Genomic DNA, 19615 nt, shown 5'->3' on the forward strand with positions numbered 1-19615 from the left:
TGGGCAAATTTTTGCGGGTAAATTTTAATTATTTTTCTAAATTTTAATTATTTTTCTAAATTTTAATTATTTTTCTAAATTCTTATAATCTTTACTTCTTTTGTCTATCTCAATAATAATAATTACAACATCTTGGTTTTGCTCATTTTTGCTTTTAATGCCGATTATGCGGTAATTATCTATGCGCCAGCGCCAGCGGTCTTTATAAGCGTTTAATTTTTTGGCATTTGGCAGAGTGAAAGGGTTTTTAATTTGGCTTAGTTCTCTTAAAAATGTGCGGATTTGAGCACATACTATTTTATTCTCTTTTTCAATTTTTTCTAGCGTTTTTATGGCGGAATTTCTAAGCTCTACTTGCATTATTTTAAACCCATTTGCGCTCTTACTTCTGCTTTTATTCGCTCTTGCTCTTTTTTTGGCAAGCTTGCAAAAAACGCGTCTGCTCTTTGTATTACAGGCACTTCATCAAGTGGGTAAGATTTTTCATCATCATCTAAAATTTCGCCATTTAAACTTTTATCATTTAAAATTTCATCATCGCTCAAAACTTCATTAAAAAACTCCGCCATTTTGCTTTTTTCTTTTTGTGTAGCCCGCGCAAGCGATGCTCTTAATTGCTCTTTTGTCATATTAAAGTATTTTTCATAGTTTAAAGCTCTTTGCATTTTCTATCCTTTATTTTTTAAAATTTTAGCCTAGATTGATTTGTGGCAATTTAGCGCGCTAATGATGGCGCGCAAAATGTTTTTAATTTGGCATTTCATAAACGATTTTGCCGCGCTTAATGGTAAGAACCGCCGCGCCTTTTAGCGTTTTATTAAAAAGCGGGGAGTTTTGGGATTTGCTTTTATTTAGGCGCGCATCGTAGGTGTAGGTGATGTGCGGGTCGATGATGGCTATATCTGCTAGCTTGCCGGCTTTGATCTGCCCGCGGTCGTTTAGGCCTAAGAGCTTGGCTGGGTTTAAGCAACATAGCCTTGCCATATCATTTAGGCTGATTACTCCATCATCTACTAGCCCCAAAGTAAGCGGAATAAGGGTTTGTAGCCCTAAAATCCCAAAAGGTGCTTTGTCAAATTCTTGGTTTTTTTCATCAAGGCTGTGTGGGGCGTGATCTGTGGCTATAACATCGATAATGCCGTTTTTTAGGCCATCGCGCATAGCTTGGACATCTTCTTTTGTGCGAAGTGGCGGACTCATTTTGTAGTTTGTATCATAGCCGTTTAGCTCGCTCTCATCAAAGCAAAAATGATGTGGCGTAACCTCGCAAGTGATGTTTATACCATCGTTTTTGGCGCGCTGGACTAATCTTAGGCTATAAGCTGAGCTAATGTGGGCTGTGTGGATATGCCCGCGCGTAAGCTTAGCTAAGAGTATATCGCGCGCGATCATTATTTCTTCTTGCTCGCGTGGCATTCCTTTTAGGCCTAGTTTCATACTTGTTTGGCCCTCATTCATCACGCCACCACAACACAGTGAGCAGTCTTGGCTGTGATTGATGATAAAAGAGCCAAAAAATGCGCTATATTCGAGCGCGGCGCGCATTACCTCAGAGTTAGAAACAGGCAAGCCATCATCGCTAAAAGCCACGCAACCAGCTTCAAGCATTTTGCCCATATCTACGAGCTTGTCCCCCTCGCTAGCTTTTGTGATGGCAGATATTGGTAGTAAGTCAATTAGAGCGCATTCTTTTGCTTTTTGGATTATGTATTTGGCAATTAGTGGATTGTCATTTACTGGCTTGGTGTTTGCCATACAAGCAGCGGTGGTAACTCCGCCAGCTACTGCCGCGGCTGAGCCTGTGAAAATATCGTCTTTATACTCTTGGCCGGGATCTCTAAAATGAACATGCATATCAATCAAGCCAGCAAAAATAAGCTTGTTTGTAGCGTCTATTACGCGGTCGGCTTGGCTTTGTGCTTGTTTTAGCCTTGTTTGGTCGCTTATAATTTCGCTTATAATATCGCCATCTAGCAAAAGTGCTGCGTTGATGGTGCTGTCGCTATTTATGATGGTGCCGTTTTGGATTAAAATTTTCATATTTGCCCTTTTGAGTTTTGCTTGCGTTTTTGTTTTAGTTTTGCTTGCTTAAAGGCGTGATGTTAGCATAAAATAGCTAAATTCCAGGCAAAATTTGGGACAAAACTTTAAGCCATAATCTATCTAGCTAGATAATCAATAGCTAAATTAGTTATTGTAAAATATTATGGTATAATAGCCGTATATTTTATACATAAATCAAAGGAATATAAATGACACTAACAGGCAAGCAAAAAGTTACCTTTTCGATTGACACTGAAATAATAGAAATATTAAAAGAGTTACAAGTAACATATTCTTTTAAATCAATGTCGGCAGTAATCGATGAAGCCGTAAAAAGCTACAAAAAGCAAAAGAAGCTTGAAAAATGGAAAAAAGGTTATGAAATAGCCCAAAATGACAACGCTATCTTATCACAAGAGCTAGAGTTAGCTGATAGTGGAGATTTAGGCTACTATGATAAATAAAATCTTACAAGGCGAAATTTGGCTTGTGGATTTTGAGCCAAAAATCGGTAGCGAGATAGCAAAGCTCCGTCCAGCAGTAGTTATAAATAGCGACTGTGGCAAAAATTACGATATAAAAATTTTACTTCCTATTACGACTTACCAGGATAAATTTAAAGACATTCCGTTTTTTTATAAGCTGGAAAATTACGAGGAATTAGGGCTTGATAGTGTTTCGGCGGTAAATTGTTTTCAAATTAAATCTTTTTCAAGCCAGAGGTTCAAACGCAAGCTTGGCAAGATAGACGAGCAAACGATATTTGAAATTCATCAGACATTTGCAGAGGTGTTAAATCCATTTTATGTATTAAAAATGCAATAAAATTGCGAAAGCGTGTCAGCAGATGTTGAAAATTTTAAAGAATAATTTAATAATTTTTTTAAATAATTATGATTAAAGTTGTTAAATATGTATAATGCCCCGCTTAAACTTTGGCGAGTGAGAACGGGGTTTTTTTGGGCGGGTTTGGTTATTAAAGCGGTGGGTTATTAAAATTTGGCGCTAAATTTTAAAATTTTAGTTTTGGTGAGTGGTTGGGTTGCTTGGATTTTGAAATTTTAAGTTGGCGTGGGGTTTTTGGTGTTTTTGGTGGCAAATTTTAAAATTTTAAGCTTTTGGCGGGCGGGTTTATAATCAAAAAGCTATCAGGCGCGCTAGTTAGTGTTTGCGGGCGGGTTTGGTTATTAAAGCGGTGGATTATTAAAAATTAGCACTAAATTTTAAAATTTGGGCTAAAAACTCCGTCTTTATGCTACAATTTTGGCTTGGGTAGATGTCCGAGCGGTTGAAGGAGCACGCCTGGAACGCGTGTAAGGTGCAAGCCTTCGTGGGTTCAAATCCCACTCTACCCGCCAGATCTTACAAATTTAGAGCCTTTTTCATTAGATTTGGTTTAACAAAACTCAATAAAACTTGCTTAATTCTAAAAATGCTTTACGCTAGAAAAATTGGCTTGATTTTGAAATTTTATGTTTGAAGTGGTGACCCCTACGAGATTCGAACTCGTGTTACCGCCGTGAAAGGGCGATGTCCTAACCGTTAGACGAAGGGGCCAGAGCAAAAAAGAGTGTGATTATACAGCTAAAAATCTTAAATAAAGCTAAATTAAGCCAAAAAATTTTATACTTTCGCCTTTAAAAAGCGTTTTAGCTTGATTTTAGCGTGCTAAAATATTTTAGCGCGTTTAATTTTCGCGTCTTGCTAAAATATTTTAAGCTAATCACGGCGTGCTAAATTTTAACGCTTAAACCAAAGTGCGCTAAATTTTAATGCTTAAATCACGGCGCGCCAAAAAATGGGTAAGTTAATGTTTTTAAAGATTATTTCGTGCTTGTGGCTTGTTGCGTGCGGTGTTTTGTTTGTGGGTTGTGCTACAAAAACCCCACAACATAACGCCCTAACAAGCTTACAAATTTTAATTAAATCTCCGCTTTTACGCATAAATGATGCAGGCTTTGCTAATATCGGTAAAAATGGCATTTCATTAGAAATTTACAACCTAGCTCAGCCAATTTTAAAGCTAAATCTTAAAGAAAAAATCTGCATAAATAATATATGTTATGAAAGGCTAAATTTTAATAAAAAATTTTTTGGCAGTGCGTATTATGAGCGGTTAATTGATGATATAATCAGCTTTGCGCCTATTTTTCAAGCCAAAAATAAAAGCCAAAATAATTGTGGTGGATTTAGCCAAAATTTTAAAAATATCCGCTATGAGGTTTGCGAAAATAAAAGCACATTTATTTTGGAAAATGTAAAAATCGTGCTAAAAAAAATATAATTTTATCTTGCATCAGCCAAAACTAGCCCAAAAAGCACGCGGACGCCGGCTTTTTTTAGGCAAGTGTGCGCATCTTGCATGCTTAGAGAGCTTGTGATGATATCATCGACTAAAATCACAGGCGCATTTATTTGCTTTAAGAGTTTGAAATTTCGCGGATTTTTGCGCCTAAACTCCAAGCTTTTTCCCGCATATTTTACTTTATTTTGCGCTTTTAGGGCGTTGAAAATTGGCTGGATTTGTTTGGTTTTTAAAGCGCGCGCAAGGATAGCTGTGTGCGAATAGCCGGTATTTACATTATCATCAAGGGCGATGGCGTTAATGATTGGCGTGGTGGCCTGGTTAAAATTTGCTAGTTCTGCGTTTAAAATTTCAAAGTTAGAGCACAAAAGCCTAGCAAATGGCGTAAAACTCAGCATTGCAAGGCGTTTATAAAGTGCGCTACCGTGCATTTTGTGTTTGGCTAGAATTAAGGGCTTGATTTCATCGTAATGATAAAAATAATAAACCTTTAAATCGCCTGCCATTCGGCTTTGTAGGCTAATTTCGCCTAAGATTTTAGAGCAGTTTTTGCATATTAGATTAAAGCTAAACGCCCCACACTGCAAACATCGCATTAGAGGTTATTTGCGATTTCTTTGGCACTTCTTGCTAGCATATCAAGTAATAATTCTTTGATGAAAGGTTCAAGAGAACTCATCGCAGGCATTAAGGCAAAATCGCTCATAGGTTGGGTGAGTTTTAAGGTGGTGGTGGAATTTTGCCCTTTTTTGATAATGATTTCTAGGGCGAAATTCCCGCGCATATTGTTTTGGCCGATGCTGTCGATATTTGCGTAAAATTCGCGTATTTTAATTTCTACATTCGCGCTTGCTTCATCTTTGCTTGCTTTGACGCTTATTTGATTTTGGCTTAATTTTCGCACTAAGGCTGCTCTTAGCCACGATGCTAGTGGCTCGCTTGGGCTAACCTTGGCATTTACGCTTAGATCGCTATTTTTTACTGAGCCTATGATATTTGGCTTGCTTCTTAGATCATAAACGCTTAAAGTGATGAAATGCTTGGCATCGCTAATTGGCACACTAAAAGAAATCCTAGGCATTTCAAGCACTCCACTGCCATTAAAACAAGCTCCAAAAAACAAGGCAAATATTAAAGCAAAAAGGCTAAATTTTTTCATTTGTATCCTTAAAATAAGCGAATGTATTTTTAAATAACCGCATCTGGGCGAAATTTTGAAATTTCGCCTTAATTTAATTAAAATTTTAAAATTTCATTGTGCCGTTTTTGGCTAGTGCTTCGTGAAAACTAAAAGCTTCGCTTAGAATGTGCGGGGTTTGCGCATTAGAGCAAGCCTTGCAAGCACGCTCAAAATAATCTTTTAACTGCGCTCTATAATCAGGGTGGGCAATTTGTATTATTTTAAGTGCGCGATCTTTTGGGCATAGTCCGCGGACATCGGCCACGCCGTATTCGGAGATGAAAATTTGTGTGTCGTGTTCTGTGTGGTCTATGTGGCTAGCAAATGGCACGATAGCTGAGATTGCGCCGTCTTTTGCCACGCTTTTTACAAAAAATACGGTTAAGCTAGCATTACGCGCAAAATCACCGCTGCCGCCTATGCCATTCATCATTTTTACGCCTGAGGCGTGAGTTGAATTGACATTGCCATAAATATCAACTTCAAGTGCTGTATTCATCGCGATTAGTCCTAATCTGCGCGCGATTTCTGGGTGATTTGAAATTTCTTGTGGGCGCAAGATAATTTTATCTTTGTATTTATCTATGCCATCGTAAAATCTTTTTAGGCCTGTTGGGCTAGGGCTTAGGCTTGAGCCTGAAACCACGCTTACCTTGCCAGCGTCTATTAAATCAAACATACCATCTTGGATAACCTCAGTATAAACGCTAAGATCGCTAAAATGAGAATTTACTAAGCCATTTATTAGGGCATTTGCCACATTGCCAACGCCAGATTGCAAAGGTAAAAGATTAGCTGGCAAGCGACCTAATTTCACCTCGTTTTTCAAAAATTCCACTAAATTTTTACCCATATTTATAGAGGCTTCATCAAGCGGGCTAAACTCGCGCGTAACATCAGGCAAATCGCAAGGCACGATGGCTACGATTTTAGCAGGATCAACTGGTATAAAAGGCGTGCCTAAGCGGTCGCTAGCTTTTGTAAGCGGTATTGGTTTGCGGTGTGGGGCATTTGGTAATTCAAAAATATCGGCCATACCAGCAAGTTCTAGTGGCTGAGAGATGTTTATTTCTACAATTACCTTTTTTGCTGTGCTCACAAAAACAGGTGAATTGCCGATGGCTGTGGTTGGATAAATGCCGTCTTTTGTGATTTTGCAAGCTTCGATTACTGCTACATCTGGGCCGTTTTTGCCAGCGTAAAATCCTGCGCGGACTTGCTGGGCTACATGGCTTAGGTGAATATCAGCAAATTTTACCGCGCCTTTATTGATGGCTGAGCGAATGGCATTGCCGGTTTGGTATGGAATTCTCATATTCATACCGCCTGCTTCTACGATTTCTTCATCGATTTGTGAGCCAGTGCTTGCTCCGCCCCAAACATCAATTTTAAATGGAGTTTTTAGCATTCTTTGGGCTAGTTCGTGCATTGTGATTTTTGGATAGCCACTTGGAGTAAAACCGCTAATGCCCACAGCATCACCATCTTTAAAAAATTCAGCCGCTTTTTTGGCATCGCAAACCTTGCTAAGAAGGCTTTTATCTTCAATTCTTGCTAAAAACTCAGCATTATTGATATCTACCATAATTGTTCTCCTTTGTGTTTAGATTATGCGAAATTTTATCATTTTTTTTGTATATGATTATTAAATAAAAAGAGCTTTTAAAAATTTTCAGCAAATTTTAAGTTAAATTTTAAAATTTAAACTAGCCAAAATTTAAATATTTTAGCTAAAATCCGCGCTCAAAAAAGGATAAAAATGAGCGATTATAAAAGCAAAGATAAGCCAAATCCAGCGCTTAATGAAAATAAAACCATCGAAGTAATACAAAATATTTTAAGCCAAAATGATACGCGAGCAAATGCGCTTAGGGCTAGTTTTAATGAGCGCGGAATTTTAGCGCTTAATTTAATGAGTAGCCCGGGCGCTGGCAAAACGACTTTATTAGAAAGCACGATAAAAGCGTGTAAAAATAAGAGTTTGAAAATCGGCGTGGTAGAAGGCGATTTAGAAACTAATCGCGATGCCGACAGAATAATAAAAGCTGGTGCTTGCGCTCATCAAATAACAACCGGGCAAAGCTGCCATTTAGATGCTTTTATGGTGGGGCTTGGCTTAGAGCATTTGCCTTTAAATGATTTGAATGTGGTTTTTATAGAAAATGTAGGAAATTTGGTGTGTCCGGCTAGCTATGATGTGGGCGCACATTTAAATATCGTGCTTTTGAGCGTGCCAGAAGGTAGCGATAAGGTAGCAAAATATCCTGTGATGTTTAGGCGCGCGGATTTGGTGCTAGTTACTAAATACTCGCTTTTAGAGCATTTTGATTTTAGCATTGATGAGGTAAAAGATCAGCTTGCTAGGCTTAATCCGCAGGCTAAAATTTTAGCACTTGATGCTAAAAATGGAGAAAATTTTAATGCTTGGATGGATTTTTTGTTTGAAAATTTTAAAAAAATAGCACAAAAAGGGCTTTAAATGTGTCTTAGCATACCTTCAAAAGTTTTAAGTATAGATGAAAATAATTTTGCCATAGTCGAAACCTTAGGCATTAAGCGCGGTGTTAGTTTGGATTTAATAAGCCAAAAGGTCGAAGTGGGCGATTATGTGCTAATTCATGTGGGCTTTGCGATGGAAAAAATCGACACACAAAGCGCCTTAGAGAGCTTAAAAATATACCAGCAAATAGTAGATGATATGAAAAGTGGCAAAATCCCTTGTGATGATGGCGATATGGGGCTAGAAGAGATGCAAAAAAATGAAATTTAGCAATATAGAGCTTTTTGCAGGTGGCGAAAATGCTAGAATTCAATCTTTCCTAGATGAATGGCAGTTTTGTGGCTCTATGGCAAAACAATACAAGCAAATCGGCAATGCTGTGCTTGTAAATCTCGCAATAGACAAAGAAATCATCGCCTTAGAGCTACAAAGACAAAGAGATATGATGAGTTAAAAGCGCTTGATAAAGATATTTCAAGTGCTTTATATAAATTAGCCTTTAACACATATGAGGGTTTTTAATGGATTTGATAAACGATTTTAGGGATAAGGATAAAATTTTAGCCCTTGCGAGTTTGATTAAAAATGAAAGCAAAAAGCTAGAAAAACCGCTAAATGTAATGGAGATTTGTGGCGGGCATACACATAGTATTATGAAATTTGGCCTGCCGCAGTTATGCTCTGAGATGATAAATTTTATCCACGGCCCTGGCTGTCCTGTGTGCGTGCTGCCACGAGAACGCATTGATGAGGCTATAAAGCTAGCAGATGATGAAAATACGATATTTTGCACGCTTGCTGATATGATGAGAGTTAGAGGCTCGTATCAAAGCCTAATGGATTTGCGCGCCAAAGGGCGCGATATTAGAGCGCTTTATTCTCCACTTGATGCTCTTAAAATCGCCTTAGAAAATCCCGCAAAACGCGTGATATTTTTTGCCATAGGTTTTGAAACTACAACGCCTATGAGCGCGGTGCTAATTAAAAAAAGCTTAGAAAAGGGCATTAAAAATTTATTTTTTCACATAAATCATGTGATGGTGCCACAAGTAATTAGAGTTATAATGAGCGATAAAAGCTGTAAAATCAAGGCGTTTTTAGCCCCTAGCCATGTAAGCGTGATAGTAGGCAGTGATGAATATAGCGCGCTTGCAAATGAGTTTAAGACGCCTTTTGCAATTTGTGGTTTTGAGCCGCTTGATGTGCTTGATAGCATTTTAAATTTAATCCATCAAAGCCTACACAATCGCCATGAGGTTTATAATGAATATAAAAGAGTGGTTAAGCAAAAAGGCAATGAACTAGCTAAAAGCATTGTAAGAGAGTATTTTGAGCCTTGCGATTTTACTTGGAGGGGGCTTGGGGTAATTGCTAAAAGTGGAATGGATTTAAAGAGCGAGTTTGATGAAATAAACGCTAAAAAACGCTTTGATTGTAGGGTGGAGAGTTTGGGTGAGAATAAAGCGTGTATTTGTGCGCAAATTTTAAAAGGCTTGGCAAAACCTTATGATTGTAAGGTTTTTGCTAAAACTTGCACTCCACAAAATCCGCTTGGCTCTTGTATGGTAAGTGGCGAAGGAGCTTGTGCGGCTTATTATAAATACGCGATTAAATAAAGGCAAAAAATGAATATTTTAATTACAGGCGGGGCTGGCTATATCGGCTCTTTTGTGTTAAGGGCATTTTTAGAGCAAAAAAAGCACGATATTTGCGTGGTGGATAATCTTTCTAGCGGTTCTTTAAAAACGCTTGAAATTTTAAAAAATTTAGGCGATTTTAGCTTTTTTAAGTGCGATTTAAGCGATGAAAATGAGTTAGAAAAAATTTTTAAATCAAAACAATTTGAGGCGATTTTGCATTTTGCTGCTTTTATCGAAGTAGCCCAAAGTATGATAGAGCCGTTAAAATACTACACAAATAACACGACAAACACCTTAAAGCTTATAAATCTAGCTAGCAAATATGGCGTAAAATATTTTATTTTTAGCTCCACGGCTGCTGTTTATGGAGAGCCTAAATCTGCTTTAATTAGCGAGGATAGCGAGCTTTGCCCGCTAAATCCTTATGGTCGCTCTAAGATGATGAGTGAGCAAATTTTAAAAGATTATGCTATGGTAAATGAAAATTTTAAATACGCGATTTTGCGCTATTTTAATGTGGCTGGTGCTAGCTTTGATGGTTTGATAGGGCAAAATTACCCAAATGCCACGCATTTGATAAAAGTTGTTTGCCAAAGTATCACTAAAAAGCGTGAAAATATGAGCATTTTTGGCGATGATTATGATACAAAAGATGGGACTTGTATTAGAGATTACATACACGCGCAGGATTTAGCAAGTGCGCATTTATCGGCCTTGGATTATCTTATAAAAGAGCAAAAAAGCCAAATTTTTAATGTAGGTTATGGTAAGGGATATAGCGTGCGCGAAGTAATTGAAGCTGCTAAGCGCGTAAGCAAAGAAAGCTTTAAAATTTTAAACGCGCCAAGGCGAGCTGGCGACCCTGCAAGCCTAATAGCAAATGCAAATAAATTAAAAGAATTAACAAACTGGCGCCCAAAATACGACAATCTTGATGAGATTATTAAAAGCGCGCTAGAATGGGAGAAAAAGCTATGAAAATTGCGATGATTGGTAGCGGGTATGTTGGTTTAGTAAGCGGTGCTTGCCTAGCTAAAATGGGTAATGATGTAATTTGCGTGGATATAGATGAAAACAAAATAAAAGCCCTAAATAACGCACAAATTCCAATCTACGAGCCAGGACTTAGCGAGATAATCCAGCAGTGCTTTAAAAACGGCACATTAAAATTTAGCACAAACTTAAAAAACGCACTAGATCTTAGCGATATTTGCTTTATAGCTGTTGGCACGCCTATGGGAGCTAATGGAGAAGCAGATTTAGGCTATGTGCTTGAAGTGGCTAAAAGCATAGGCCAGCTAATGACAAAAAGGCTAATTATAGTAGATAAAAGCACAGTGCCAGTTGGCACGGCTGATAAAGTAAGCCAGATTATAGCAGACAAGCTAGCTAAGCGTGGGTTGGATTTGGAGTTTGATGTGGTTAGTAATCCTGAGTTTTTAAAAGAAGGTGCTGCCATAGAGGATTTTTTAAAGCCTGATCGCGTGGTAATTGGCGCAAGTAGTGAGTATGCTTTTGGGATTATGGCTGAGCTTTATGCGCCCTTTATGAAAAGCCACGATAGGCTAATTAAAATGGATGTGCGCTCAGCTGAAATGACAAAATACGCCGCAAACTCAATGCTTGCTACTAAAATAAGCTTTATCAATGAAATGGCAAATATTTGCGAGCTTGTAGGCGCTGATATAAATGCTGTAAGAAAAGGCATAGGTAGCGATTCGCGCATAGGGTATAGTTTTATTTATCCAGGATGTGGCTATGGCGGGAGTTGCTTTCCAAAAGATGTGGAGGCTTTGATTTTTAGCGCGCAAAATCACGGCTTTGATCCGCTTATTTTAAAAGCAGTTCAAAAGCGCAATGAACGCCAAAAAATGGTTTTGGTTGAAAAAATTTTAAATTATTTTGGGCTAAATTTTAATTTAGATGAATGCTTAAATGATGAAAAGCTCACGCCTAATCTTTTAAAAGGCCGTAAAATCGCTATTTGGGGGCTTACTTTTAAGCCAAATACTGATGATATGAGGCAAGCTAGCTCTTTAATATGCGTGCGTAAATTAAGCCAGTGCGGGGCAAGCTTAAATGTTTATGATCCAAAAGGCTTTAAAGAGGCTAAGATTTATTTTAAAGATTTGGCTTTAAATTATGCTCTTAGCAAATATGATACGCTTGATGGCTGTGATTGCTTGGTGCTTTTGACTGAATGGAGCGAGTTTAGAAGCCCAGATTTTATGGAGATTAAAAAACGCCTTAAAAATCCTGTGATTTTTGATGGACGCAATCAATATAACGCAAAAACTCTAAAAGAACTTGGCTTTAAATATTATCAAATCGGTGTTAGAGCCTAAGATGGCATTAAATTTATTTGCATCTGTGGCATTTTTTGTCTTACAATTTGGGATAAATTTTTTTCTAACGCCTTTTATTTTAGGCTCTATTGGGAGCGAGGCTTATGGATTTTTGATCCTTATAGGCTCGCTTATTTCATACTCTTATATTCTCACAGCTCTTAGCAATGCGATGGCTGGGCATTTTATAGCTAGTAATTACCATAAAAACGATATTTTAAGCGCGTCAAGCTTTTATACATCAGCACTAATTGCAAATATATTTTTTAGCTTTTTGATAGCTTTGTTTGGGGTATTTTTTATAATTTATTTAGTAAATTTTATTCACATTAGCCCTTGGCTTGTCTTGGATGTTAAAATTTGCTTTTGCTTGTATGCTTTAAATGTGATTTTAGGCTTATATAATGGGATTTTGGGCATCCACGCTTTTAGTAAAAATAAAATGTATTTGCTTTCATTTCGTCAAGCTTTTTCAAGCTTGATTAGCGCATTTTTTATGTTGATTTTATATTATTTTTATAAGCCTTTAATCTCTTATGCTCCGCTAAGTGCGCTATTTGCTAGCGTTTTGATTTTATTTAGTTCTTTATTGCTTGCTAAAAAACTAAACACAAAAATAAAATTTCAATTTAATCTTTTTTGCTTTGATAAACTTAAAATTTTATGTAAAGCTGGCGCATTTTCAAGCCTTACTTTATTAGCACAGAGTATTTTAAATAGCGTGGAGTTGCTGTTTTGTAATATCTTTTTAAATGCTGCTTCTATGGGGCTTGGAGCTGTTTTAAAGACTGTGGTTATTTTTATTGTTTCATTTATTGGGGCGGTGGCGCATTCGTATATGGCGCGTTTTATAGAGCTTTATTCTAAAAATAATATTAAGGCTTTGCTAGCTGAGCTTGCTTTTAGTTCTAAAATTTTATGTTTTATTTGTGCTGTACCTATTGCCGTTTTTATGGTGTTTTGTAAGGATTTTTACACTCTTTGGCTGCCTTTTAATAAAAGCGAGGTTTTGCTTATTTCAAATCTTACGCTAATTAGCCTAATTCCTGCTAGCTTGCTAGCTTGTATGCAATTACTAATAAATCTAAGCCCAGCTTTAAATAAGCAAAAAAACTCAAGCCTTGCTATGGTAATTCTTAGCTTAATTACGGCGATTGCGTTATTTGTGGCGTTAAAATTTTTTAATGCTGGTTTAATGGAGATGTTTATAATCTCAGCCTTGCTTTATAGCCTTAAAATCATCGTTTTTGATATTGTCAATGCTGCTGTTATTTTGGGGGTTAAAATTTCTAGTTTTGTTTATTTGTTTTTAAGAAATTTTGGGGTTTTTGCCTTAATTTTAACGATTTTAGCCTTGTTAAAGACGCAAATTTTAAATATCAACTCTTGGCTAAGCTTGATATTTTTTTGTGCTTTATTTTTGCTTTTTGCTTATTTGATGGCGTATTTTTTATTATTTAATAGCTATGAAAAAACTTTATTTAAAAACAAAATTAAGGGGCATGTAAGGCTTTAAAATCTATTATATTATTTAATAAATTTATTGTATAATATAATTTATTCTTACAAATATCATAATTAGAAAGCATTTAAAAGAAACGGAGATTAGATGAGTAAATTAGACAAAACAAAAACAATATTAGATGAGCTTAGAACTTGGCGTAATTATGCGATGACTTTTTTAATCGCTCTAATTGCGTTTAACTTTACTCAAAATAATAAAATCAATACTTGGTTATTATATTTACTAGCTTATCAGCCATTCTTGTGCTTAGCATCTTTATTATTTTTTTACAAATTAAAACAAACAAAACAATTAAAGAATTAGAGGAGCTTTAAATGGAAATTTTAACTATTTGCGTAATCTTATTTAGCTTTTTTTCTTTTTTTACCGCATTTTACATAGCACTACAAAACAAATAAGCTAGATTAATCTTTCTTTTGCTAGGTTACCTGCCATCTTGCTAATTTGCCACCTTTTTTGCTCTTAGAATTAAAGTAAAAAGTAGGCAAAGTTCTTGGCGTTAGTATTTAAACTCTTAGAAATTGGGATAAAAAGGGGTGTTTTAAGTGAAAATTTGTTTTGTGATTTCTAATTTGCGTGGTGGTGGGGCTGAGCGCGTCATAAGTGTGCTTAGCTCGCATTTTGCTGATTTTTATGATACTAGCTTAGTATATTTTGAGCAAGAAAAACCATTTTATGAGCTAAATCCAAAGATAAATTTAATTTCATTAAAAACGCCAAAAAATAGAATTTTAAAAATTTTATATAAAATTTTCAAAATCCGTAAAATTAGCGCAAAGCACGATATAATCATCTCTTTTATGGATACCACAAATATTTTAGTTTTATTTTCTTGTGTATTTTTAGGCAAAAAAATATTTATTAGCGAGCATTCTAGTTATGATGCAATAGGCTTTAAATTAGGGCTTTTAAGGCGGATTTTTTATCCATTTAGCAATGGTCTTAGCGTTTTAAGTAAGCAAGATTTTGAATATTTTACTTTTGTGAAAAATAAGGCCATAATCTATAATCCTTTTGCTTTTTATAAAGAATTTAGCGAGCAAGAAACTTTTAATAAAGAAAATTTGATTATTTTTGTTGGAAGGTTAGAAGATATCAAAGGCTGTGATATTTTTTTAAATGCTTTAAAAATCGCTGATTTAAAGGATTTTAGAGTTGAAATTTTAGGCGATGGGAGCAAAAAAAATGAGCTTGAAAGCCTAGCTAAAAACTTAAATATAAATGTAAAATTTCTTGGCTCCATAAAAGAAATTCAAAACTTTTACAAACGCGCTAAAATCATAGTTTCAAGCTCTAAAAGCGAGGGCTTGTCTAATGTTTTGATTGAAAGCATTTTTTATAAATGCCTTAGGGTCGCAACGCCTACAAATGGGGCAAAAGAGCTAATAAATGATGGCGTTGATGGCTTTTTGAGCAAGGATTTTAGCCCAAATGAGCTAGCAAAAAGCATTCAAAAAGCTATAAATTGTGATGAAAAAATAAGCCAAAATGCTTATAAAAATATCGCAAATTTTAAATTAGAAAACATTTATCAAAAATGGCTTGATTTAATTAAAAAAGGCTAGAAATGAAAAAAATGGCTCTTTTTATTTACTCAATGGGTGCTGGTGGGGCTGAGCGCGTGGTAAGCAATCTTTTAGCGCATTTAGCACAAAATTTTCAAGTGCATTTAATCTTAATGAATGAAAATATTTTTTATGAAATTCCAAAAGGCGTAAAAATACATTATTTAGAACGCTCTAACCCTTATGAAAACGGCATTTTAAAGCTTTTAAAACTGCCATTTTTAGCACTTAAATATAAAAAATTATGCTTTGATTTAAAAATAGATTTGCATTTTGTTTGGATGAATAGGCCTTGTTATATTGCGAGTTTGGCGCGAATTTTTGGGCAAAAAGCAAGGCTTATTATAAATGAATGCTCCACGCCAAGCGTGCTTTATCAAAACAAAGGCCTAAAAAATCAAATAAATAAAATTTTGATAAAAAAACTTTATCCTATGGCTGATTTTATCTACACAAATAGCAGCGGGGCTTTTTATGATTTAAAAGATAATTTTTTAATAGATGCTAATAAAATGAAAATCTTGCCAAATGCCATAAATTACGCGCTAATTAAAGAAAAAATGAATGAAAAAATAAGCTTAAATGAGCCTTTTATTTTAAGCGTTGGCAGGCTTGATGAGGGCAAAAATCACGCCCTTTTAATCAATGCTTACGCAAGATTAAAAAGGCAGGATAAAAACGCCCCAAAGCTAGTAATAATCGGCGATGGAGAATTAAAAAATATTTTAAACGAACAAATAAATAAGCTTAATTTACAAAAAGATGTGCTTTTGATTGGATTTAGAAAAAATCCTTATGCTTATATGGCAAAATGCGAAATCTTTGTGTTTGTAAGCCGTTTTGAGGGCTTTTCAAATGTGTTGATTGAGGCATTAGCGTGTAGAAAATGCGTAATTTCTAGTGAGCATAAAAGCGGAGCAAAAGAGCTTTTAGGGGATAATGAATTTGGCATTTTAGTGCCTGTTGATGATGAAATAGCCACATTTAAGGCTATGAAAATGGTTTTAAATGATGAAAATTTACGCAAAAATTATGAAAGCAAAGCAAGCCACCGCATACAAGAATTTGAGGCTAAAAACATAGCAAAAGGGCTAATAGACGAGCTTAATGCCTTTTTATAACAAGGCTTAATTAAAATTTATCCTAACAGGCTTTAAAATTTTAAATATTCAAGCTTTTATCAAAATATCATCAAAAAAAGTAGAATTAAAAAAGTTATTTATTTGTAAAATATTCAAATTAGCTTGGTTATAATGCTTGATTTTTGAAACTCAAAAAGGGGCAATAATGATAATAAACGCCTTTTTATCAATGGCCGGGGCGGCTTTTTGGTTTTTGGTTTTTGCTGTGGCTTGCGGGGCGGCGACTTTTATTGAAAGTGCTTATGATACGCCAACGGCTTGGGCTATGGTGTATGGGACGGCGTGGTTTGGAGTAATTCAGTTAATTTTAGGGCTAAACTTAATTTACAATCTTAAAGAATATAGATTTTTTACTCTTAAAAAACTTCCTATCTGTGCTTTTCATTTTGGTTTTTTGTTTATTTTAGTTGGCGCTGGGATTACGCGGTATTTGGGCGTAGAGGGCTTGATGCATATAAGAAATGGTGCTAGCGTTAGTGAGTTTGGCACGGCACAAAGCTTTGTGCAATTGCGCGCTATTAGCGATGGTATGAGCTATTTAAAAGCAAGGCCTATTTATGTTTCCAAGCTTAGCGGTAATGATTTTAAAATAGATTTAGATGTAAATGGCAAAAAAGCTAGCTTAAAATATGAAAAATTTGTCCCAAATGCCATTTATGAATGGCAAGAAAATAATGCAACAAATGCTATGCCTTTGCTTGAAATTATGTTTTCAAACGATAAAAACGCGCGCAAAATAGCCCTTAGCAGTGGCGATAAAATCGATCTTGGTGGCATAGAGTTTAGCTTTGATAAAGACCAAAACCAAAGTAAAAAACAAAATTACATAAACATCAGCTTAGAAAATGGCAAATTTTATCTTAGTAGCGATCAAAATTTAAGCTATATGAAAATGGCTGATATGTCAAATGGCACATTAGAAAACAACGCAAAGCACGAGCTTAACGACACCAGGCTATTTACGCTAAGGCACGCTGATGAGAGTTTAAATTTTGCTTTTTCTAAAATGTTAAAGGGCGCAAAGCAAGAGCTAGTTAGTGCTAGCCACGGCCAAATGGGGCAAAATGCTTTTCTTAGCACGCTTAGCTTTAATGATAAAAGCAAGCAAGTAGCGATTTTTGAAAATTCTATGCCAAGTATGGCAAGCATTGATGGGGTAAATTTTGAACTTTCTTTAAATCCTATAAAAATAGAATTACCATTTAGCATAAAGCTTGATAAATTCGAGCTTTTACGCTATGCTGGGTCAAACTCGCCTATGAGTTATAGCTCTTTTGTCAAAATCCAAGATGAAAAAACCGGAGATTATGATTACCACATTTATATGAACCATGTTTTAGATCATGGTGGATATAGATTTTTTCAAAGTAGCTATGATCAAGATGAACAAGGCACTATTTTATCAGTTAATCGCGATCCTGGCAAATGGCCGACATATCTTGGCTACGCGCTTTTAGGGATTGGCTTTTTCTTTAATATCTTAAATCCGCATTCGCGTTTTTCTAAATTATCAAAAAGCATAAGAGAGCAAAACCAAAACCCTAAGCAAAATAAAAATGAAATTTCAAAATCCCCAAAAAGCGCGCCTAAAATCCTTGCGCTTTTTGCTCTTATTGTGGCCATATTTTCGCCAAATACCCTAAAAGCTAGCGATGTAGCAATAAACAGCCAGCACGCTAAAATCGCTAGCACTTTAATAATCCAAAGCTTTGATGGGCGTATGAAGCCTTTTGATACTTTAAGCTATGAGCTTTTAAATAAATTATACAGAAGCACTAGCATTGATGGCATGAACGCAAATGAAGCGATTTTATCGATGACTTTATTGCCTAGTAAATGGCGCGCTACGCCTATAATTAAAATAAGCGATGATGAGATAAAGCGTTTATTAAATATCCCACAATCCCAAAATTACGCTAGCTTTAATGACTTTTTTAGCCTTAGCAATAAAGGCAGCGATTATAAGCTTTTAGCACTAAGCCAAGAGGCTAATCGCAAGCCACTAAGTGCGCGCACACGGCTAGATAAAGAAATTATTAAAATTGATGAAAAAATAAATATTTTGTATATGATTTTTGCTGGGGAGTTTTTACGCATAATTCCAGCACAAAACGACCCAAGCAACACCTGGCATTCGCCCACATCAGCTCTTAGCACGCTAAGTGGCGATGAACAAAAACAAATTTTAATCTTATTACAAGATTATTTTAGCAAGGCCACACAAGCAATTAGCGATAACAACTGGCAAGAAGCAAACCAAGCCTTAGAAAATTTAAAAGCCTATCAAGTAAAATACGGCGCAAATATTATGCCAAATCAAGCACACATAAAAGCTGAGCTACTTTTTAATGAATTGCAAATTTTTTCTAAGCTTACTGGCGTTTATTTGTTAGCTGGGCTAGCGTTATTAGCGGTGGTGTTTATTCGCTTGGCAAGCAAATGGCGTTTAAATATTATTTTTAAAATAGTTTATGGCATAAATATTTTAGCCTTTATCTTACATACAGCAGGGCTTGTGCTTAGGTGGTATATTAGCGGGCATGCGCCGTGGAGCGATGCTTATGAGAGTTTGGTTTATATAGCGTGGGCGCTTGCGCTTTCTGGGATTTTGTTTTCTAGGCGTTCTGCTATTTCATTAGCACTTAGTACTATTTTGGCTGGGTGTGTGCTTTTTGTGGCTCATCTTAGCTGGATTGATCCACAAATTACAAATTTAATGCCAGTTTTACGCTCGTATTGGCTGACAATCCATGTAAGCGTAATCACAGCAAGCTATGGATTTTTAGGGCTTTGTAGCTTGCTTGGGATTTTTACTCTTTTACTTTTTAGCTTACAAAATCGCTATAAAGAAAATATTCAATTTAGTCAAAATATCTTAGAAGCTACGCGCATAAATGAAATGGCGATGATTTTAGGGCTTGGCTTGCTCACAGTTGGTAATTTTTTAGGCGGTGTTTGGGCTAATGAAAGCTGGGGGCGTTATTGGGGCTGGGATAGTAAAGAAACTTGGGCTTTAATTAGCATTTTGGTTTATGCGGCTGTGTTGCATATGCGTTTTATAAAGGCGCTAAACTCACAATACGCTTTTGCTGTTGCGTCAATGTTTGCTTATTGGAGCATTATTTTTACATATTTTGGGGTAAATTTTTATCTTAGCGGGCTTCATAGCTATGCAGCTGGTGATGTGGTTCAAATTCCAACCTTTGTTTATATTAGCGTAATTGCTATGATAGCTCTTGCCTTGCTAGCTTTGCGCGGTAAAGTTTATTCAAAAAAATTATAATTTTACTTAAATAAAATTTAGCTCTTTAAATTAGGGCTAAATTTTAAAATTTGGAGTTTAAAATTTAAAAGTTTTAGCATTTTTAAA

At 35.8% G+C, this 19615-nt stretch carries 20 protein-coding genes and 2 tRNA genes; 15 read left to right on the forward strand and 7 right to left on the reverse strand.

What is annotated here, in order from left to right:
- Window positions 1–66: 66 nt before the first annotated feature.
- From CINF_RS01530 to CINF_RS01540, 3 genes are all read right to left on the reverse strand, one after another.
- Window positions 67–360, reverse strand: a complete 294-nt coding sequence (locus CINF_RS01530; protein ID WP_179975489.1) for a type II toxin-antitoxin system RelE family toxin — start codon at window positions 358–360, stop codon at window positions 67–69.
- Window positions 360–665, reverse strand: a complete 306-nt coding sequence (locus tag CINF_RS01535) for a hypothetical protein (protein ID WP_179975490.1) — start codon at window positions 663–665, stop codon at window positions 360–362. The genes CINF_RS01530 and CINF_RS01535 overlap by 1 nt, the downstream gene beginning before the upstream one ends.
- 82 nt (window positions 666–747) lie before the next feature.
- Window positions 748–2040: a dihydroorotase gene (locus CINF_RS01540; RefSeq protein ID WP_179975491.1), complete on the reverse strand. Its 1293-nt coding sequence runs from the start codon at window positions 2038–2040 to the stop codon at window positions 748–750.
- A gap of 212 nt (window positions 2041–2252) precedes the next feature.
- Between CINF_RS01540 and CINF_RS01545 the strand changes: the two genes are divergently transcribed.
- From CINF_RS01545 to CINF_RS01555, 3 genes are all read left to right on the forward strand, one after another.
- A complete protein-coding gene (locus tag CINF_RS01545) occupies window positions 2253–2507 on the forward strand; it encodes a hypothetical protein (protein ID WP_179975492.1) in 255 nt (84 codons plus the stop codon).
- A complete protein-coding gene (locus tag CINF_RS01550) occupies window positions 2497–2868 on the forward strand; it encodes a type II toxin-antitoxin system PemK/MazF family toxin (RefSeq protein WP_179975493.1) in 372 nt (123 codons plus the stop codon). The genes CINF_RS01545 and CINF_RS01550 overlap by 11 nt, the downstream gene beginning before the upstream one ends.
- A 445-nt stretch (window positions 2869–3313) precedes the next feature.
- Window positions 3314–3401 (forward strand) — tRNA-Ser (locus CINF_RS01555).
- Window positions 3402–3525: 124 nt separating this feature from the next.
- Here the strand turns inward: CINF_RS01555 and CINF_RS01560 are convergent.
- Window positions 3526–3600, reverse strand: a tRNA-Glu gene (locus CINF_RS01560).
- Window positions 3601–3853: 253 nt separating this feature from the next.
- Between CINF_RS01560 and CINF_RS01565 the strand changes: the two genes are divergently transcribed.
- Window positions 3854–4327, forward strand: coding sequence for a hypothetical protein (locus tag CINF_RS01565; RefSeq protein ID WP_179975494.1), 474 nt, complete (start codon window positions 3854–3856; stop codon window positions 4325–4327).
- Window positions 4328–4329: 2 nt separating this feature from the next.
- On the opposite strand, the gene CINF_RS01570 is transcribed toward CINF_RS01565, so the two are convergent.
- The 3 genes from CINF_RS01570 to CINF_RS01580 all read right to left on the reverse strand — a co-directional run bounded on the left by CINF_RS01570 (window position 4330) and on the right by CINF_RS01580 (window position 7113).
- Window positions 4330–4944, reverse strand: a complete 615-nt coding sequence (locus CINF_RS01570; RefSeq protein WP_179975495.1) for a ComF family protein — start codon at window positions 4942–4944, stop codon at window positions 4330–4332.
- Window positions 4944–5507 carry a YajG family lipoprotein gene (locus CINF_RS01575; protein WP_178697068.1) on the reverse strand — a complete coding sequence of 188 codons (564 nt, stop codon included), beginning with the start codon at window positions 5505–5507 and terminating at the stop codon, window positions 4944–4946. The genes CINF_RS01570 and CINF_RS01575 overlap by 1 nt, the downstream gene beginning before the upstream one ends.
- Before the next feature lie 85 nt (window positions 5508–5592).
- Window positions 5593–7113, reverse strand: a complete 1521-nt coding sequence (locus tag CINF_RS01580; protein WP_178697069.1) for a succinate CoA transferase — start codon at window positions 7111–7113, stop codon at window positions 5593–5595.
- 174 nt (window positions 7114–7287) lie between these two features.
- Between CINF_RS01580 and hypB the strand changes: the two genes are divergently transcribed.
- The 11 genes from hypB to CINF_RS01635 all read left to right on the forward strand — a co-directional run bounded on the left by hypB (window position 7288) and on the right by CINF_RS01635 (window position 19528).
- The gene (gene hypB, locus CINF_RS01585; protein ID WP_179975496.1) at window positions 7288–8007 is read left to right on the forward strand and encodes a hydrogenase nickel incorporation protein HypB; all 720 of its coding nucleotides are present in this window, start codon (window positions 7288–7290) and stop codon (window positions 8005–8007) included.
- Window positions 8008–8298 (forward strand): HypC/HybG/HupF family hydrogenase formation chaperone, encoded by a 291-nt coding sequence (locus tag CINF_RS01590; RefSeq protein ID WP_179975497.1) that lies wholly within the window; start codon window positions 8008–8010, stop codon window positions 8296–8298.
- Window positions 8288–8482, forward strand: a complete 195-nt coding sequence (locus CINF_RS01595) for a DNA cytosine methyltransferase (RefSeq protein WP_205195803.1) — start codon at window positions 8288–8290, stop codon at window positions 8480–8482. Before CINF_RS01590 ends, CINF_RS01595 begins: the two co-directional genes overlap by 11 nt.
- Before the next feature lie 67 nt (window positions 8483–8549).
- Complete coding sequence (gene hypD, locus CINF_RS01600; protein ID WP_179975498.1) at window positions 8550–9644, forward strand: hydrogenase formation protein HypD; 1095 nt, start codon at window positions 8550–8552, stop codon at window positions 9642–9644.
- A 9-nt stretch (window positions 9645–9653) separates the two neighbouring features.
- The gene (gene galE, locus CINF_RS01605; protein WP_179975499.1) at window positions 9654–10646 is read left to right on the forward strand and encodes a UDP-glucose 4-epimerase GalE; all 993 of its coding nucleotides are present in this window, start codon (window positions 9654–9656) and stop codon (window positions 10644–10646) included.
- Window positions 10643–12013: a UDP-glucose dehydrogenase family protein gene (locus CINF_RS01610; protein ID WP_179975917.1), complete on the forward strand. Its 1371-nt coding sequence runs from the start codon at window positions 10643–10645 to the stop codon at window positions 12011–12013. The genes galE and CINF_RS01610 overlap by 4 nt, the downstream gene beginning before the upstream one ends.
- Window position 12014: 1 nt before the next feature.
- Window positions 12015–13529: an MATE family efflux transporter gene (locus CINF_RS01615; protein ID WP_179975500.1), complete on the forward strand. Its 1515-nt coding sequence runs from the start codon at window positions 12015–12017 to the stop codon at window positions 13527–13529.
- Window positions 13530–13622: 93 nt separating this feature from the next.
- Window positions 13623–13841 carry a hypothetical protein gene (locus CINF_RS01620; RefSeq protein WP_179975501.1) on the forward strand — a complete coding sequence of 73 codons (219 nt, stop codon included), beginning with the start codon at window positions 13623–13625 and terminating at the stop codon, window positions 13839–13841.
- Window positions 13842–14083: 242 nt separating this feature from the next.
- Window positions 14084–15103, forward strand: coding sequence for a glycosyltransferase (locus tag CINF_RS01625; RefSeq protein WP_179975502.1), 1020 nt, complete (start codon window positions 14084–14086; stop codon window positions 15101–15103).
- A 2-nt stretch (window positions 15104–15105) separates the two neighbouring features.
- Window positions 15106–16224, forward strand: coding sequence for an N-acetylgalactosamine-N,N'-diacetylbacillosaminyl-diphospho-undecaprenol 4-alpha-N-acetylgalactosaminyltransferase (gene pglJ, locus CINF_RS01630; protein ID WP_179975503.1), 1119 nt, complete (start codon window positions 15106–15108; stop codon window positions 16222–16224).
- 166 nt (window positions 16225–16390) lie between these two features.
- A complete protein-coding gene (locus tag CINF_RS01635) occupies window positions 16391–19528 on the forward strand; it encodes a cytochrome c biogenesis protein (protein WP_179975504.1) in 3138 nt (1045 codons plus the stop codon).
- Window positions 19529–19615 lie beyond the last annotated feature (87 nt).

The organism is Candidatus Campylobacter infans, assembly GCF_013416015.1.
GTDB lineage: Bacteria > Campylobacterota > Campylobacteria > Campylobacterales > Campylobacteraceae > Campylobacter > Campylobacter infans.

Excerpts from the sequence above, each read along its gene's own strand:
- CINF_RS01550 (WP_179975493.1), top strand. The coding sequence starts at position 2,497 with ATGATAAATAAAATCTTACAAGGCGAAATTTGGCTTGTGGATTTTGAG.
- pglJ (WP_179975503.1), top strand. The coding sequence starts at position 15,106 with ATGAAAAAAATGGCTCTTTTTATTTACTCAATGGGTGCTGGTGGGGCT.
- hypB (WP_179975496.1), top strand. The coding sequence starts at position 7,288 with ATGAGCGATTATAAAAGCAAAGATAAGCCAAATCCAGCGCTTAATGAA.
- CINF_RS01570 (WP_179975495.1), bottom strand. The coding sequence starts at position 4,944 with ATGCGATGTTTGCAGTGTGGGGCGTTTAGCTTTAATCTAATATGCAAA.
- CINF_RS01595 (WP_205195803.1), top strand. The coding sequence starts at position 8,288 with ATGAAATTTAGCAATATAGAGCTTTTTGCAGGTGGCGAAAATGCTAGA.
- CINF_RS01615 (WP_179975500.1), top strand. The coding sequence starts at position 12,015 with ATGGCATTAAATTTATTTGCATCTGTGGCATTTTTTGTCTTACAATTT.
- CINF_RS01580 (WP_178697069.1), bottom strand. The coding sequence starts at position 7,113 with ATGGTAGATATCAATAATGCTGAGTTTTTAGCAAGAATTGAAGATAAA.
- CINF_RS01620 (WP_179975501.1), top strand. The coding sequence starts at position 13,623 with ATGAGTAAATTAGACAAAACAAAAACAATATTAGATGAGCTTAGAACT.
- CINF_RS01545 (WP_179975492.1), top strand. The coding sequence starts at position 2,253 with ATGACACTAACAGGCAAGCAAAAAGTTACCTTTTCGATTGACACTGAA.
- CINF_RS01540 (WP_179975491.1), bottom strand. The coding sequence starts at position 2,040 with ATGAAAATTTTAATCCAAAACGGCACCATCATAAATAGCGACAGCACC.
- hypD (WP_179975498.1), top strand. The coding sequence starts at position 8,550 with ATGGATTTGATAAACGATTTTAGGGATAAGGATAAAATTTTAGCCCTT.
- CINF_RS01530 (WP_179975489.1), bottom strand. The coding sequence starts at position 360 with ATGCAAGTAGAGCTTAGAAATTCCGCCATAAAAACGCTAGAAAAAATT.
- CINF_RS01635 (WP_179975504.1), top strand. The coding sequence starts at position 16,391 with ATGATAATAAACGCCTTTTTATCAATGGCCGGGGCGGCTTTTTGGTTT.
- CINF_RS01565 (WP_179975494.1), top strand. The coding sequence starts at position 3,854 with ATGTTTTTAAAGATTATTTCGTGCTTGTGGCTTGTTGCGTGCGGTGTT.
- CINF_RS01535 (WP_179975490.1), bottom strand. The coding sequence starts at position 665 with ATGCAAAGAGCTTTAAACTATGAAAAATACTTTAATATGACAAAAGAG.
- CINF_RS01590 (WP_179975497.1), top strand. The coding sequence starts at position 8,008 with ATGTGTCTTAGCATACCTTCAAAAGTTTTAAGTATAGATGAAAATAAT.
- CINF_RS01575 (WP_178697068.1), bottom strand. The coding sequence starts at position 5,507 with ATGAAAAAATTTAGCCTTTTTGCTTTAATATTTGCCTTGTTTTTTGGA.
- CINF_RS01610 (WP_179975917.1), top strand. The coding sequence starts at position 10,643 with ATGAAAATTGCGATGATTGGTAGCGGGTATGTTGGTTTAGTAAGCGGT.
- galE (WP_179975499.1), top strand. The coding sequence starts at position 9,654 with ATGAATATTTTAATTACAGGCGGGGCTGGCTATATCGGCTCTTTTGTG.